Source organism: Flavobacterium sp. AJR (assembly GCF_002156885.1).
GTDB lineage: Bacteria > Bacteroidota > Bacteroidia > Flavobacteriales > Flavobacteriaceae > Flavobacterium.
Genome location: NZ_NCWQ01000044.1, coordinates 40180 through 57048, shown reverse-complemented (window position 1 = coordinate 57048; position 16869 = coordinate 40180). Strand labels below are relative to the sequence as shown.

At 34.3% G+C, this 16869-nt stretch carries 14 protein-coding genes; 9 read left to right on the top strand and 5 right to left on the bottom strand.

What is annotated here, in order from left to right; genetic code table 11:
* The 5 genes from gldL to B8T70_RS12980 form a co-directional block, all read right to left on the bottom strand.
* Positions 1-466 (bottom strand): gliding motility protein GldL (gene gldL / locus B8T70_RS13000; RefSeq protein ID WP_086895121.1); only part of this gene is annotated, 466 nt, incomplete at its 3' end.
* 67 nt (positions 467-533) lie between these two features.
* Positions 534-1943 carry a gliding motility lipoprotein GldK gene (gene gldK / locus B8T70_RS12995; protein WP_039111490.1) on the bottom strand — a complete coding sequence of 470 codons (1410 nt, stop codon included), beginning with the start codon at positions 1941-1943 and terminating at the stop codon, positions 534-536.
* 265 nt (positions 1944-2208) lie between these two features.
* Positions 2209-3360: a formimidoylglutamase gene (locus B8T70_RS12990; protein WP_039111491.1), complete on the bottom strand. Its 1152-nt coding sequence runs from the start codon at positions 3358-3360 to the stop codon at positions 2209-2211.
* Between the two features lie 3 nt (positions 3361-3363).
* Positions 3364-5883 (bottom strand): type I DNA topoisomerase, encoded by a 2520-nt coding sequence (topA, locus tag B8T70_RS12985; RefSeq protein ID WP_039111492.1) that lies wholly within the window; start codon positions 5881-5883, stop codon positions 3364-3366.
* Between the two features lie 235 nt (positions 5884-6118).
* Positions 6119-6892: a DeoR/GlpR family DNA-binding transcription regulator gene (locus B8T70_RS12980; RefSeq protein ID WP_086895120.1), complete on the bottom strand. Its 774-nt coding sequence runs from the start codon at positions 6890-6892 to the stop codon at positions 6119-6121.
* A gap of 154 nt (positions 6893-7046) precedes the next feature.
* Between B8T70_RS12980 and B8T70_RS12975 the strand changes: the two genes are divergently transcribed.
* The 9 genes from B8T70_RS12975 to B8T70_RS12935 all read left to right on the top strand — a co-directional run bounded on the left by B8T70_RS12975 (position 7047) and on the right by B8T70_RS12935 (position 16866).
* Complete coding sequence (locus B8T70_RS12975) at positions 7047-8636, top strand: glycerol-3-phosphate dehydrogenase/oxidase (protein ID WP_039111494.1); 1590 nt, start codon at positions 7047-7049, stop codon at positions 8634-8636.
* A 15-nt stretch (positions 8637-8651) separates the two neighbouring features.
* Complete coding sequence (glpK, locus tag B8T70_RS12970) at positions 8652-10148, top strand: glycerol kinase GlpK (protein WP_039118726.1); 1497 nt, start codon at positions 8652-8654, stop codon at positions 10146-10148.
* Between the two features lie 25 nt (positions 10149-10173).
* Complete coding sequence (locus B8T70_RS12965; RefSeq protein WP_039118725.1) at positions 10174-10902, top strand: MIP/aquaporin family protein; 729 nt, start codon at positions 10174-10176, stop codon at positions 10900-10902.
* A gap of 24 nt (positions 10903-10926) precedes the next feature.
* Positions 10927-11718, top strand: coding sequence for a hypothetical protein (locus B8T70_RS12960; RefSeq protein ID WP_039118723.1), 792 nt, complete (start codon positions 10927-10929; stop codon positions 11716-11718).
* Between the two features lie 176 nt (positions 11719-11894).
* A complete protein-coding gene (gene miaB / locus B8T70_RS12955) occupies positions 11895-13340 on the top strand; it encodes a tRNA (N6-isopentenyl adenosine(37)-C2)-methylthiotransferase MiaB (RefSeq protein WP_086895119.1) in 1446 nt (481 codons plus the stop codon).
* Between the two features lie 44 nt (positions 13341-13384).
* On the top strand, positions 13385-13774 hold the full coding sequence (locus tag B8T70_RS12950) for a GxxExxY protein (RefSeq protein WP_086895118.1): 390 nt from the start codon (positions 13385-13387) through the stop codon (positions 13772-13774).
* 142 nt (positions 13775-13916) lie between these two features.
* Complete coding sequence (locus B8T70_RS12945) at positions 13917-15173, top strand: sigma-54-dependent Fis family transcriptional regulator (RefSeq protein ID WP_039111500.1); 1257 nt, start codon at positions 13917-13919, stop codon at positions 15171-15173.
* Between the two features lie 63 nt (positions 15174-15236).
* Positions 15237-15740, top strand: coding sequence for an LptE family protein (locus B8T70_RS12940; RefSeq protein ID WP_086895117.1), 504 nt, complete (start codon positions 15237-15239; stop codon positions 15738-15740).
* 106 nt (positions 15741-15846) lie between these two features.
* Positions 15847-16866, top strand: coding sequence for a tetratricopeptide repeat protein (locus B8T70_RS12935; protein WP_086895116.1), 1020 nt, complete (start codon positions 15847-15849; stop codon positions 16864-16866).
* Positions 16867-16869: the final 3 nt, after the last annotated feature.

Here is a 16869-nt window from a genome sequence, read left to right as displayed (position 1 = left end):
CCATTTGTGCAGCTGCAGTAGATAACTCTTCGCTGTATTTTTTAGTAGAAGCGATTGAATCAACAGTTGGAGCAATTCCTTTAGCAGCAGATTCAAAGTTTTTGATACTGTTACCTAAGCTTGACATTAACTCACCGTCAATTTTAGCTTCTTTAAGCATAACGTCTAATTTTTGAGATAATAGACCTTGTGCATCAGATGGGGTTTCAACTTTTGCAGCTTTAGTTTTTGCTTGACCATTAGCCAATTCTGGATAAACTAAAGTCCAGTCTAATTCTTCGTCAACTGGTTCAAAAGCAGATAAAGCAAAGATTAATGCCTCTGTTACTAATCCGATTGAAAGCATCAAGGTTCCTGTTAACGGTCCGATTTCAAAGTGGGTAATTTTGAATAAAGCTCCAATAATTACTACTGCTGCTCCCATACCGTAAGCGAAGTTCATCGCTTTTTTACTTAATAATGCCATAATTTTGTTTGTTTGTTTTAGGTTTTAAAAATAAGGATTTGGTTATTGTTTTAATTGTACTCTCTAATTATAATTTACTCTTTTTATTCCCGGTCACTTGCGTTCCCATGTAATCTTGAACTGTTCTAAAACCAATAAAACTTCTTGCTGAATCTGCATATTCAAAATCTCTGGTACTTACTTGTAGGAAATAAGCAACATCTTTCCATGAACCTCCACGAACTACTTTACGCTTGTTTGAACCATCTTGAACGTTAGGATTCATAGTAGAAACATATTCGTAAGCATTTGGGCTATATGAAGAATCTGTCCACTCTGCAACGTTACCTGCCATATTGTATAAATTGTATCCGTTTGGATCGTATGATTTTGCTTCTACAGTGTACAAAGCATTATCTGCAGCATAATCTCCTCTACTTGGCTTAAAGTTAGCCATAAAACAACCCCTATCACTCATGATATAAGGACCTCCCCAAGGGTAAGTAGCAGACTCCAGACCTCCTCTAGCAGCATACTCCCATTCTGCCTCTGTAGGCAATCTGAAAGAGTTCACTAAATCATGACCTTTCTTTTTAGATTTTATGTAAGTATTTTTGTTTAATGTTCTCCAAGCACAGAATGCTTTTGCCTGAGTCCATTGTACTCCTACAACTGGATAATCTCCGTACGCCTTATGCCAGAAATAGTCATTATGCATTGGCTCATTATATGAGTAAGTAAAATCTTTAATCCAAACTGTTGTATCTGGGTAAACCTTAACCTCTTCTGTCTTAACGAAATCTTTTCTCTTTCCAACTTTAGCTTTAGCTGCAGCCTGAATATCCATCCAAGAATATCTAAATTTCAATTTATTAACATCAATAGTTCTTAAACCATTATATGACTCTTCTATAGGAATATACATAGAATCCATTACCTCTGTATAATACTCATCTGGATATGCTTGAGTACCTTTAGCTAACTTTACTTTTCTGTTTAATTTTCTTCCTGCATAAGGATCATCAGCAGTACCGATACTATAGTAATTGTCATACATATATTTATCGTAAGCTGTCATTTTTTCTGGATCAGAATCGTTAAAAGCATAATCTCCTATGCTTCCACCTTTTTTACCTTTAGCATCTGTTCCGCCACCTGGTTTTTGTCCCATTTCATCTGCCATAATTGCCAAACGAACTCTCATTGTTGAGTCTTTTACCCACTCCACAAATTGACGGTATTCACTATTTGTTATCTCTGTTTCATCCATATAAAAAGAACGAACGGTAACCGTTTTTGTTGGTGCATCTTCTACTTGAGCTAAGTCATCATCTGACTTACCCATAATGAACGACCCACCTGGAACTAAAGTCATTCCATAAGGCTTTTCAGGATACCATTTCCCACCTTTAACACCTACCAATTCTCCTTTGTCACTTGACCTACCACAACTAATCATTAGTGTTAAAAATGCCGCAAATGCAATAAACTTCTTCATATATATTTGGATTATCTATTCATTATTATAAGTCCGTAAACCTATTTATTATTTTCTTAAAAAACAATAGCTTTTTGTGTAATTTATTTCACGGTTCAAAAATAAAGTTAAAAAAAATAAAAAAAAAATATTTAGTCGATAAACTGTCATTAAAAATCGACATAAAACGTTAAATTTTAGTATTTATAAATTTATTCCTACTAATAAAATCAGAAACAATCATTTCAAAAAACCCTTAAATACTGGCACCTTATTACGAAAACGATTACACAGTATTTTTACGTTGTGCTTTCCACCACCTTTCAGGCAATTCCTGATTACAAGCAGTCAAATATTCGTCATACGAACATGATAACAACGTATTTCTCTTCAATTTATTACTTCCGTCAGAAATAAAAGGAATTTCTATCCACCAACGGTCAGTTTTGTCGCTTTTATAAAAAACAAGCTCTTCTTCTTCTAATGGAACTATGTATTTTAAATAGTTTTTTCGACTACCATATGGATACTCGTTAGAACGATAATGATACCCTTCGATAAAATACCAAACGATCTGTGCCATTAAAGGAGCTTCTTGCGATGTATTATTATGATTAAAAAGTCCAAAAGCAGACACTTTATCACTAATACCTGCATATCGAGCAAGAGAACAAATCTCTTTCCCATTAAACCCATTAGGCTCAAAAGTGATGATGTTTCCTGAATCGGCAGATTTTATTGAATTTAAATCGAAACTCACTAAATCAGCATCTCTAAAAACTGGCTCAGCAAGCGCAATTTTATTCGAAACCTCTCCTAATCGATACGCATCAAAAAACAATTTTTCGATTAAATCAATCTCTTCTTGTGAGTTGTAATAAGTTTGATAACCTATGTTACAATAATTAAATAGATTGTTTGGCTCATCAACTATAATCTTGGTTAAATATGAAGTTGCAGAAGAATCTTCACTTTCTTTTCCAAAATCAAATTTATTATCTACAGCAACCAAATTAACCATTTGCTCTAAATCATCGTAAGCACGATACAAAGCATAGGTTAAATCCTGAGATCCACCTATAACTATAGGTACAACTCTATTTTTTATTAAGGCTGCAGTTATTTTTTTTAAAAGATAGTAGGTATCATCTATTGAATTTCCTGGTAAAATATCCCCTAAATCAGCAATAGTCATATCCCAATTTCCAGGAAACATACTATATAGCTTTTTACGAAAAGGATTTAAGTTTACATCGCTAATCGCAGAAGTATCTCCTCGATTATCTAAAACACCAATTATAGCAATATTTACTTTTGCTAAATCTGGAAACTGTTCTTTTGTATGTAAAACTATTTTACTTCCCAATTCTTGAGAAGACAATGTATCAATGTAGTTTAGAATTTCTTCGGCAACTGGTTGTAGAAAATCAAATTCCATTCTTTATTTCTTTTTAGCTACTGGTTTTTTAGCCACTGCTTTCTTAGCAGCAGGTGCTTTCTTTGCAGCTGTCTTTTTTACTGGGGTTTTCTTAGCAATCATTTCCTGAACTTCGGCCAACGTTAATTTTGTAGCATCAACATCTTTACTAAGTTCAATTTTAATTTTACCTTTAGTAATAACCGAACGTCCCCAACGTGCTTTTTCAACAAGAATACCTTCTTCTTCCCAGTTATGAAGTACTTTATCAATATTTTTTTGAAGCTTATCTTCTATCAACGCTTCAATATCTGATTGTGATAAATTATCAAAATTGTATTTTTTGCTTACGTTAATAAACAATCCATTCCATTTGATAAAAGGTCCAAAACGACCTACTCCTTTTTGCACTCCTTCTCCTTTATATACAGCAATAGGCGCATCAGCAAGTGCTTTTTCATCTATTAACTCCTGAGCTCTTGTAATTGTTACATCCAGAGGATCTTCTCCTTTTGGCAATGAGATAAAAACACTTCCGTGACGAACATATGGTCCATAACGACCATTACTTACCTCTACTTCTTCTCCTTTGTATTCTCCTAAGTTTTTAGGCAATAAAAACAAATTCAAAGCTTCTTCCAGCGTTATATTTCCGATATTCTGATCTGCCATTAAACTGGCGAATTTTTTATCTTCATCATCCGGCTCTCCAATTTGTGCCATTGGTCCAAACTTTCCTAAACGAACAGAAACTGGTCTTCCCGAAACTGGATCTTTTCCTAAGATTCTTTCTCCACTTTCTCTCTCAGCATTAGCTTCGACATCTTTTACATTTGGATGGAATTTATCATAAAACTCCTTCATCATTTGTGCCCAGTCGATATTTCCTTCAGCAATTTCATCAAAATCCTGTTCTACTTTTGCTGTAAAGTTGTAATCTAATATTGTCCCAAAATTCTTAACCAGGAAGTCTGTAACAATTGTTCCGATATCAGTTGGAACCAACTTCCCTTTATCCGAACCTGTATTTTCTTTAAGCAACTTCTCTCCTACTTTGTTTGATTGCAAAGTAAGTTGAGTATAATTACGTTCCTGACCATCAAGATTACCTTTTTCTACATAATTTCTGTTGATGATTGTAGAAATCGTTGGTGCATAAGTCGAAGGACGACCAATACCAAGTTCCTCTAATTTCTTCACCAAAGAAGCTTCTGTATAACGTGCCGGCGGTCTTGAATATCTTTCGGTTGCTGTGATATAATTATTTAATAATTTCTCATTCACTTTCATTGCAGGCAACATTCCTTCTTGCTCTTCTTCGTCATCATCATGACCTTCAAGATAGACTTTTAAGAATCCTTCAAAAAGTAAAACTTCTCCAGATGCTGTAAAAATTTCGCTATGATTATTAGCTTCAATCTTCACATTAGTTCTTTCTAATTGTGCATCACTCATTTGCGAAGCCAATGTTCTTTTCCAAATCAAATCATACAAACGAGCTTGATCTCTGTCGATGTTCACTGTGTGACGTGACATATCAGTAGGACGAATAGCTTCGTGCGCTTCTTGCGCTCCTTTGCTTTTGTTTGTAAAAGTTCTTGGTTTTGAGAATTCTTTCCCGTACGATTTTATAATTTCAGCTTGCGCAGCATCCATTGCATCTTTAGAAAGATTAACACTATCAGTTCTCATATAAGTAATAAGTCCTGCTTCGTATAGTCGTTGTGCTAGTTGCATTGTGATTCCAACTGGTAAATACAACTTTCTTGCTGCTTCTTGTTGCAATGTAGAAGTTGTAAATGGTGCTGTTGGTGATTTTTTGGTAGGTTTCGTTTCTAAATCCGATACCTTATATGAAGAACCAATATTTTTATTTAAAAAATCTTCGGCTTCTTTTTTTGTATTAAAATTTTTAGGCAGTTTAGCCTTAAATGTTTTTCCGCTTTCATTTGTAAACTCAGCTACAACAGAATACGATGCTATTGCATTAAAATTCTGAATTTCTCTTTCTCTCTCAACAATTAAACGAACTGAAACTGACTGAACACGTCCTGCAGATAAACCTCCTTTAATTTTTCTCCATAATACAGGAGATAATTCGTAACCAACCAACCTGTCTAATACACGACGCGCTTGTTGTGCGTTAACCAAATTATAATCTATCTCTCTAGGATTTTCAATCGCTTTTAGGATTGCTGATTTTGTGATTTCGTGAAAAACAATTCGCTTAGTCTTTTTAACATCAAGTTTTAATTCTTCCGCAAGATGCCATGAAATAGCCTCCCCCTCGCGGTCCTCATCACTTGCTAACCAAACCATTTCGGCATTCTTAGATAATGTTTTTAGTTTACTAACTAAAGCTTTTTTATCCGGAGAAACTTCATATTTAGGTTTAAAACCATTCTCTACATCCACACCGATTTCTTTTGAAGGCAAGTCGGCAATATGCCCATAACTTGACTCTACTTGAAAATCACTTCCCAAAAATTTCTCTATCGTTTTTGCCTTTGCAGGTGACTCAACTATTACTAAATTCTTTGCCATTACTCTATTTTTCTGGAACAAAAGTAGAAGTTTTTTTTAAATGAGAGTGCACCCAAATCGTTTTTTGAGAAAAATCTATTTTCGCAGCTGCTATTTTATACCTTAATATATAACAAAAATATTCTCGTTATTATGTATTCCTTTCCTTCAAAACAAAATAAAAATCAAAAACTTTATTACAAAAGCCTATCCAATAAATAACTACATTAAAAAAGCCTGATTTACAAAATCAAAACTAAATTTTACCAGCAACAACTACATCAATACCCATTTCTTCGAGTTTCATTTTAGTTTCAGCATCAATGCCGGCATCTGTAATTAGTACATCAATTTTACTTAAATCACAAATTTTACCAAAACCCCGAACATTCATTTTTGTCGAATCGGCTAAGACAATAACCTTCTCTGCAACCTCTATCATCGCTTGATTTAAATGCGCCTCCAAAGCATTTGATGTACTTAAACCAAAATCTAAATGAACACCATCTGTTCCTAAGAATAATTTATTGCAAGAAAACTGACTCAAAGTTGCTTCTGCAATAGGCCCCACAGCCGAAGTTGAACTGTTTCGGATATCTCCTCCTAATTGTATTGTATCAATATTAGTTTCCTTACTAAGCTCTAAAGACACTTTTAACGAAGGCGTAAGTACCGTTAGTTTTTGAAATCCTTTTATAACCCGAGATAAATAATGAATATTCGATCCCGACCCTAATATAATATAATCGTGATTACTTATATATTTTACTGCCTCTTCTGCTATTTGTTTTTTTTGCTCTACTTGCAACCCTTCTTTATCATTAACATCTCTTTCAAAAGCATAAATAGGCTGCTTGCTCGCTCCTCCATGTGTACGATGCAACAGTTTTTGATTCTCTAAAAAAGTTAAGTCCTTTCGTATGGTTACGCTTGAAACATTAAGTGTTTCGCATAAATCAACCACATTTACATATCCCTTTTGATTTAATTCTTTAAGTATATCCTCTTGCCTCCTATTGATTATAGTCATAATTCCTCTTTAGTATTAAGATTTTCCACAATCGAAAGATACAACAATTAAATAAAAAAATAAATTTCATTTTGTTTTATTTAGTTTCATTTAATTTCGTTAAGTTTGTTATTCGAAAGTAAAACGACATAAAACACAACAAATAAGACATATAATGAAACGACTCGAACAATTAACAAAACTAAAACAAACACCTGAATGGGATGTAATCGTTATTGGTGGCGGAGCTAGCGGGCTAGGTACCGCACTCGATGCAGCTAGTAGAGGCTACAAAACAGTTTTAGTCGAAGCAATAGATTTTGCAAAAGGAACATCAAGCAGAAGTACAAAATTAGTTCATGGCGGTGTTCGTTACCTGGAACAAGGAGATATCTCTCTGGTAAGAGAAGCTTTAAAAGAAAGAGGTTTAATGGCTCAAAATGCAGCCCATCTAGTAAAAAACCAATCTTTTGTTATACCAAATTACAACTGGTGGGGTGGCTATTTTTACACTATCGGACTTACTATATATGACTTACTAGCCGGAAGACTAAGCTTAGGTAGATCCAAGTATATTTCGAAGAAAAAAACTATTGAACTACTTCCTACAATAGAACAAAAAGGCTTAGTAAGTGGTGTTATTTATCAAGACGGGCAATTTGACGATTCTCGCTTGGCTATAAATATTGCACAGACTGCAGCAGAAAAAGGCGCATGTATTTTAAACTACGCTAAAGTTATGAATCTATTAAAAGACGACAACCATAAAGTTATCGGTGTACAAATAGTAGATCACGAATCAGGCGAGTGGTATGATATAAAAGGTAAAGCAGTTATTAATGCTACAGGTGTTTTTACTAATGCAATAATGAAACTAAACGACGCTGTATATAAAAAATACATCGTACCAAGTCAGGGAATTCATCTTGTATTCGATAAATCTTTCCTACCAAGCGACCACGCCTTAATGATTCCAAAAACTAGCGATGGAAGAGTATTATTTGCAGTGCCTTGGCATGATAAAATAGTAGTAGGAACAACTGATACCCTAATTAAAAAGCATAGTCTAGAACCTATTGCATTAGAATCAGAAATTGAATTTGTTTTAGAAACAGCACAAAGATTCCTTGCAAAAAAACCTACTCGTGCTGATGTTTTATCTGTTTTTGCAGGATTAAGACCATTGGCAGCGCCAGAGAAAGAAGGAACAAGCACTAAAGAAGTTTCAAGAAGTCATAAAATAATTGTTTCCGAAACCGGATTAATAACTATAACTGGTGGAAAATGGACTACTTATAGAAAAATTGCTGAAGACATCATTGACAAAGCAATAGTTGTACACCGCTTACCAAAAAAGGAATGTAAAACGGAACATATCGCAATTCACGGAAGTACTGAAACAAATTCTACAACCCGTCAAAACCATTTATACATATACGGAACTGACATTCCTAAAATACTAGAATTACAAAATCAAGAGCCTGAATTAAAAGAAAAGCTACATCCTAATTACGACTACACTATGGCAGAAGTAGCCTGGGCAATTCGTCATGAAATGGCAAGAACGATAGACGATATTTTAGCTAGAAGAGTACGTTTATTATTTCTAGATGCTCATGCAGCCATTGCTTCATGCGAAAAAGTAGGACATTTATTAGCAAAAGAACTTGGTCATGACGAAACATGGGCACAAACCCAAATATCGCATTTCAAAACAATCGCTAACGGATTCATCTTATCAGATTTTCAAAAAAATCATCAGTAACAACATACATATATCATGCAGGACAAATTAATCTTAACACTAGACCAAGGAACAACTTCTTCCAGAGCCATCGTATTTAATCATGACGGAGAAATAGTAAGTATTTCTCAAAGACCTTTTGAACAGATATTTCCAAAACCAGGATGGGTAGAACATGACCCTAACGAAATTTGGTCATCTCAAATTAGCGTCGCTGCCGAAGTTATTGCAAAAGTGGGAATTTCTGGAAAAGAAATAGCCGCAATTGGAATCACCAATCAACGCGAGACAACAATTGTCTGGGACAGAGAAACCAGCGAACCTTTATACAACGCTATCGTCTGGCAAGATCGCAGAACAGCAAAATATTGTGACGAATTAAAAGCAAAAGGCCATGCTGAAATGATCAAGAAAAAGACTGGATTATTATTAGATGCCTATTTTTCGGGAACTAAAATTAAATGGATTTTAGACAATGTCGAAGGGGCACGTGAAAAAGCAGAACAAGGAAAACTATGTTTCGGAACTGTAGACACATGGCTAATCTGGAAACTTACTCGAGGTAAAATATTCATGACCGATGTCTCTAACGCAAGCAGAACTTTATTATTAAACATTCACACATTAGAATGGGATACTGAATTACTAGAATTGTTCAACATCCCAAGAGCAATGCTACCCGAAGTAAAACAAAGTAGCGAAATATACGGAGAAACCAGCACAACATTATTTTCTACAAAAATTCCAATCTCAGGTGTAGCTGGTGACCAGCAAGCAGCTCTTTTTGGACAATTATGTACAGATCCCGGAATGGTAAAAAATACTTACGGAACAGGTTGCTTTATGTTAATGAATACAGGAAATAAGGCTGTTTATTCTAAAAATAATTTACTTACCACAGTTGCTTGGAAAATAAATGGCGAAACAACGTATGCCTTAGAAGGAAGTGTATTTGTAGGTGGAGCTGCTGTACAATGGTTGCGAGACGGTGCAAAAATGATCAACTCAGCCCAAGAAATCGAAACCTTAGCAGCAAGCGTACCAGACAATGGCGGTGTATATTTTGTTCCTGCTTTAACAGGTTTAGGCGCACCACATTGGGACCAATATGCCAGAGGTGCAATTTTAGGAATTACAAGAGGAACTACAAACGCACATATAGCACGTGCTACTTTAGAAGGAATCGCTTACCAAGTACTAGATTTAGCAACATCAATGGAAGCAGATTTTGGAAGAAAAGGAAAAGAACTAAGAGTAGATGGTGGAGCTGCCATTAATAACTTAATGATGCAATTTCAATCAGATATATTTGGCTTTAATGTAGTTAGACCTAAAACACTAGAAACAACAGCATTAGGCGCGGCATACCTGGCAGGATTAGCCGTAGGATACTGGAAAAACATAAGCGAATTACAAGAACAATGGCATATCGACAAAACCTTTACTCCAGAAATGCCTAAGGCAGAAGTTGACAAACTTGTAAAAAACTGGGATAAAGCCGTTGGACGTACTAAAAACTGGATTGAGGACTAAAATATGAATCATTAAAACTTAAAAGATGTCGCCATTTACTGCTGAAATCATAGGAACAATGCTAGTTATCTTACTTGGTAATGGCGTTGTTGCAAACGTAGTTCTTAAAGGAACAAAAGGAAATAACTCGGGATGGATTGTAATTACTACCGGTTGGGCATTTGCCGTTTTTGTAGGCGTAACAGTTGCAGGGCCAATTAGTGGTGCGCACTTAAACCCTGCCGTAACAATCGGACTAGCTCTTATTGGAAAATTTGCCTGGAGCCAAGTATCTTATTACATTATTGCTCAAATAATCGGAGCCATGTTAGGAGCATTCTTAGTCTGGTTATTCCATAAAGATCATTTTGCCATTACTGAGGACGAAGGTGGAAAACTTGCTTGTTTTAGCACAATCCCAGCAATCAGAAATACCTTTTCTAATTTGATTAGTGAGATTATCGGGGCTTTCGTTCTTATTTTCGTAATCTTTTATATAGCAGGTCCTGAACTCAGTATCAGCACTGCTTCTGACGCTAAAATTGGACTTGGATCTATTGGTGCTTTACCCGTTGCTATTTTGGTATGGGCGATCGGATTGTCTTTAGGTGGCACTACAGGTTACGCTATTAATCCCGCAAGAGACTTAGGCCCGCGTATTATGCACACTCTTCTTCTTAAAGGAAGCAGCGACTGGAGCTATGCCTGGATCCCAATTCTTGGTCCAATTATAGGAGCATGTTTAGCAGCACTCTTATATATAGCAATGCTCTAGTATGGCTTTATAAATCAAAAAATCATGAAAAAAATATTATTTTTCTCTATAATCTCGATTATAGGGCTAGCTGGATACGCTCAAAAAAGAACAGCTCAAGATAGCATTTCTACTCCAATAGAAGACACAAAACCATCTCGTTTAGACTTTAACGTAGGTTTAGAAACTAGCCATTTATGGAGAGGACTCGTTATAAATGATGGCATGACCGCAACCGGAAACATCCATTATGCATTAAATGAAGGACGAAATTTTACCGTTGGAATTTGGGGAGGTGCTGGATTTGATGGAAAATATCGTGAGATAAACTATTATATTCAATATCAAAAAAATAACTTATCAATCGGACTATGGGATTTATTTAACACTACAGGAATTGAAAACCCTGAAGTTTTTAATTACAATAAACTAACCACTACTCACCTTATTGATTTAAGAACTTCGTATCGTTTTCCCGAGTCATTCCCCATTCGAATAGAAGCTGATATCTTACTTTACAGCGGCTTAAATGATAGAGAATTAGACAACAATAATGATTACAGAAGTAGATATTCAACTTACGTAGAATTAAGCTACCCAGTTATCCGAAATCAAAAAGTAAATCTAAATGTTTTTATGGGAGGAGCTTTTGCAATCGACGGGAAAAAATATTTGTACACAAATCAGGAAGAAAGCGCTTTTGGCATTGTAAACACAGGTATAAAAGTCTCCAAAGATATTTCCGTATTTAACTATAAATTACCTGTATCAGCAACTGCAATGTGGAATCCTGCTAATAAAATTGCAAGAGTACAATTAGACGTCAATTTATTCTAATCTCTGCATAGATTTTAATTTGTTAATCAAAGCTCTCTTTATCCTCAAAAGAGAGCTTTTTTTATTCAAATTTTAAAATAAAAAACAATGTTAAATCTTCATCTGACATCTTGTCACAATCATACAAATAATCGTACCTTTGCGACCTTATTAAAATACACTTTTGAAAGTGACTTATGGAAAAGATTATTGAAGAAAGCAAACAAGGTGAAAGTCTTGTTTTAGAACATAAACCTGAGAATACAAAAAAACTCTTTATAGAAAGCTACGGCTGTGCGATGAATTTTTCGGATAGCGAAATCGTTGCTTCAATTTTATCAGCAAATGGTTTCAACACAACTCAAAAGCTTGAAGAAGCCGATTTAGTTTTGGTAAACACCTGTTCTATCCGTGATAAAGCAGAACAAACTATACGTAAACGTTTAGAAAAATACAATGCTGTAAAACGTATTAATCCAAAAATGAAAGTTGGTGTTTTGGGCTGTATGGCAGAACGTTTGAAAAGTCAGTTTCTAGAAGAAGAAAAAATCGTTGACCTTGTTGTTGGTCCAGATGCCTACAAAGATTTGCCTAATTTATTAAGTGAAGTTGAAGAAGGTCGTGATGCTATAAACGTGATTTTATCCAAAGATGAAACCTATGGTGATATCTCACCCGTACGATTGATGAGCAACGGAATTACCGCTTTGGTTTCTATTACTCGTGGTTGCGATAACATGTGTACGTTTTGCGTAGTACCTTTTACCCGCGGACGTGAACGTAGTCGTGAGCCTCAAAGTATTATGAATGAGATTCAGGATTTATGGGACAAAGGCTTTAAAGAAATCACACTTTTAGGTCAGAACGTAGATAGTTATTTATGGTATGGTGGCGGATTAAAAAAGGATTTTGATAATGCTACAGATATGCAAAAAGCTACTGCTGTAAACTTTGACCAATTACTAGAAATGGTAGCCGTTACTTTTCCTAAAATGCGTATTCGTTTCTCAACTTCGAATCCTCAAGATATGCACGAAAGTGTTTTGCATATTATTGCAAAATATCCAAATATTTGTAAACACATACATTTACCGGTTCAGTCTGGAAGCAATAGAATCCTAAAAGAAATGAACCGTTTACATACACGTGAGGAATACATGACTTTGATTGATAAAATCAAAACCATAATCCCGAACAGTTCTATCTCACAAGATATGATTGCAGGTTTCCCAACAGAAACCGAGCAAGACCACCAAGACACTATGAGCTTAATGGAATACGTAAAATATAACTTTGGCTATATGTATTCCTATTCAGAACGTCCTGGGACTTTGGCCGGAAGAAAAATGGACGATGATGTTACCGACGAAACCAAAGCAAGAAGATTACAAGAAATTGTCGATTTACAACAAAAACATGCTTGGTTACGCTCTGAAGAGTTTATCGGACAAACTGTAGAAGTTCTGGTTGAGAAAGTTTCAAAAAAATCGACTGAAGAATTCTCAGGAAGAAATTCACAAAGTATTACCGTGGTTTTCCCAAAAGAAGATTATAAGATAGGAGATTTTGTAAATGTAAAAATTACAAGTTGTACTAGTGGAACTTTAAAAGGTCAGGCTGTTGGATATTCTGAAATGAATTAGGCTTTTAACCGCAAATTTCACAAATTTTCACAAATTAATCCTTCATGACTAGTACAACCGAATATTATTACAAAAAAGATGAGAACTACCAAATAGTAGGAATCTGTATGGAAGTACATCGATTATTAGGGCCTGGTTTACTTGAAATTGTATATAAGGACGCATTAGAAATCGAATTCAAAAATCATAGAATTCCTTATCAACGAGAAAAGGAATTTTCAATTGAATATAAAGGAGTTATTTTGCCTCATAAATTTTATGCGGATTTCATAGTTTATGATGACATAATACTAGAAGTGAAATCTGTAAAAGAAATATGCAATGATCATCTTGCACAGACATTAAATTATATGAAACTAGCTGATACTCCCGTTGGGATAATCGCAAACTTTCAAAACAAATCATTAATACATAAACGATTAATAAATTCATAAAATAAATTTGCGCTAATTTGCGTAATTTGTGGTTAATTTAATAATAATCATATTAGTCATTACTCAAAAAAAGTTATTCATTGACCCGATTTCAAAAATTTGTGAAATTTGTGAAATTCGTGGCAAAAGATAAAATATACAAATGGAGACAGTTCAAGCTATAAAACAACGTTTTGAAATTATTGGAAATGATCCTAAGCTTAATCGCGCCATCGAAAAAGCAATTCAGGTTGCGCCAACCGATATTTCGGTAATGGTAACTGGAGAAAGTGGTGTTGGTAAAGAAAGTATCCCAAAAATCATACACTCGCTTTCACATAGAAAACACGGAAAATACATAGCTGTAAACTGCGGTGCAATTCCAGAAGGAACTATAGATAGTGAATTATTTGGTCACGAAAAAGGAGCTTTTACTGGTGCTACAAGTACACGTGAAGGTTATTTTGAAGTTGCTGATGGAGGAACTATTTTCCTGGATGAAGTTGGAGAATTACCACTTACCACACAGGTAAGACTACTTCGTGTACTAGAAAATGGCGAATTTATAAAAGTAGGTTCATCACAAGTACAGAAAACAAATGTGAGGATTGTTGCAGCAACCAACGTTAATTTATTTAATGCAATCGAAAAAGGTAAATTTCGTGAAGATTTATACTATCGTTTAAGCACTGTTGAAATTACTTTACCCCCATTGCGTGAGCGAAAAGAAGATATTCATTTATTATTTAGAAAATTCGTATCTGATTTTGCTCATAAATACAAAATGCCTCCATTAAAACTAGATGATGATGCAGTACAACTATTGCAAAAATTTAGATGGAACGGTAACATTCGTCAGTTACGAAATGTAGCCGAACAAATTTCGGTTCTGGAAACAAATCGCGATATTACTCTTGCAACACTACAATCTTACTTACCAGCCGAAGGTCCAAATTTACCTTCTGTTATTAATGATAAGAAGAATGATAGCGACTTTAATACGGAGAGAGAGATTTTATACAAAGTTCTTTTTGACATGAAAAGTGATTTACATGATTTAAAGAAACTTACTCTGGAATTAATGCAAAATGGTAGCGCAAATGTGCAGGAAACCAATAAAAATTTGATCAAAAAAATATATGGTTCCCAAGAAAATGATAGCGAAATTGATTTTGAAGAAGAACCAAGAACAGCTGTTATGACAACTCCTAATCGTGAGGAACAATACCAGTCAAACGATGACAATTATTTATTTGCAGAAACAATCGAAGAAGAAGAGGTTTTACGGTTAGAGCAAAAAGAAATCGAAATGATTAAAAAATCATTAGAAAAAAATAAAGGAAAACGAAAAGCGGCTGCAGATGAATTAGGAATTTCGGAGCGAACTTTATATCGAAAAATAAAACAATTTGATTTGTAAAAAAACAAATGGAGTAAAATTGATTAACTAAAATAAATACCTTTGGTTCTTTTAAAAAATAAAATGAAAAACATACAGTACCTAATTATAATTGCAATTCTTTTCACCTTTAGTAGTTGTTCCGTTTACAACTTTACAGGAACAGGAAAAATTGATGCAAAAACATTTCAAGTTAATTACTTCCAGAATAATGCTGATTTAATTCAGCCAGGACTGGATCGTACTTTCACTTTACAATTACAGGATCTTATCCAAAATCAAACTAACCTGAATTTAGTAAGTACAGGTGGAGATTTAGTATATGAAGGAGAAATTACCGATTACAGAATTAGCCCGATGACTGCAACAGCAGATCAACAAGCGTCTCAAAACAGATTAAAAATTCGTGTAAACGTACGATTCACTAATAAAAAGAAAGAAACTGACGATTTCGAAAAATCTTTTGAATTCTATTATGATTACCCTGCACAAGATCAACTTGTAGGATCTGTATTAGACACTGCTCTTAAAGAAATTTTCGACCGTATTACCCAAGATATATTTAATGAGTCGTTGGCAAAATGGTAATTTTGTGTTTAACTGTTGAATCGTTTAATCGTTCAACTGATAAAAGCGATTAAACAAACAGTCAATTAAACAAATAAACAACTCAACGATTAAACAACAGAATATAATGAATGTTAACGATTATACATACCTAATAAACAGACCCGATGCTATTACAGAAAAGCAAACGGAAGCATTAGGCAATGTATTGAATGAATTTCCATATTTTCAGAGTGCAAGAGCATTACGATTAAAAGGGCTTTACAGTCAAAACAGTTTTAAGTATAATTATGCCTTAAAAGTTACCGCTGCACATACAACAGATAGAGCTATTTTATTTGATTTTATAACATCCGAAACTTTTTCGATCATTCAAAAAGAGTATTATGACAAAAAAGCTTTGGCTCTTTTAGACATAAATGTTGTTGATAGCGAACATCTTTTACCTGAAGTCGTTGCTCTGGAAGATTTTATAGAAAAGGTAGAACCTAAATTAATAGATCCTATTGAGCGCTCTATTCTTACTTCTATAAAGGAAGCATCTATACCCAATATTGAGGAGAATGTAAATACTCCTGAAGAAACTATAGAAACCTTAGAAACTATAGAAAGCACTGAAGCTATAGAAACTGCTGAAGAGAACCTGGAAATAGGAAAACCTTTAGATTTTTCAAAAAGCGAAAAACATTCTTTTCAAGAGTGGCTTCAACTTTCCAGAACGGAGCCTATTGAGCGAAAAGAGGAAAAGAAAGAAGAAAAAATTGAAGTAAAAATCGAAGAAAAAGAAGAAAAGGAAGAAGAGAAACAAGTAAAACCAGTTGAAATTGATTCTTCTATAATCGAAATTGACGAAGAGAAAAAGAAAAAAGCTGAGTTAATAGATAAATTTATTGAAACAAGCCCAAAAATCTCTCCTGTAAAACAAACCACAACAGTTGCAGCAAACATACAGATAGACATTAACAAGGACGATAATACCTATTTAATGACAGAGACTTTAGCCAGAGTATATTTAGAACAAAAGAAATATACAAAAGCAATACAAGCATATGAAATATTAATTTTGAAATATCCAGAAAAAATTAGTTTCTTTGCAGACCGTATTTCGGATATTAAGACATTACAACAAAATAACAATAATAATTAAACA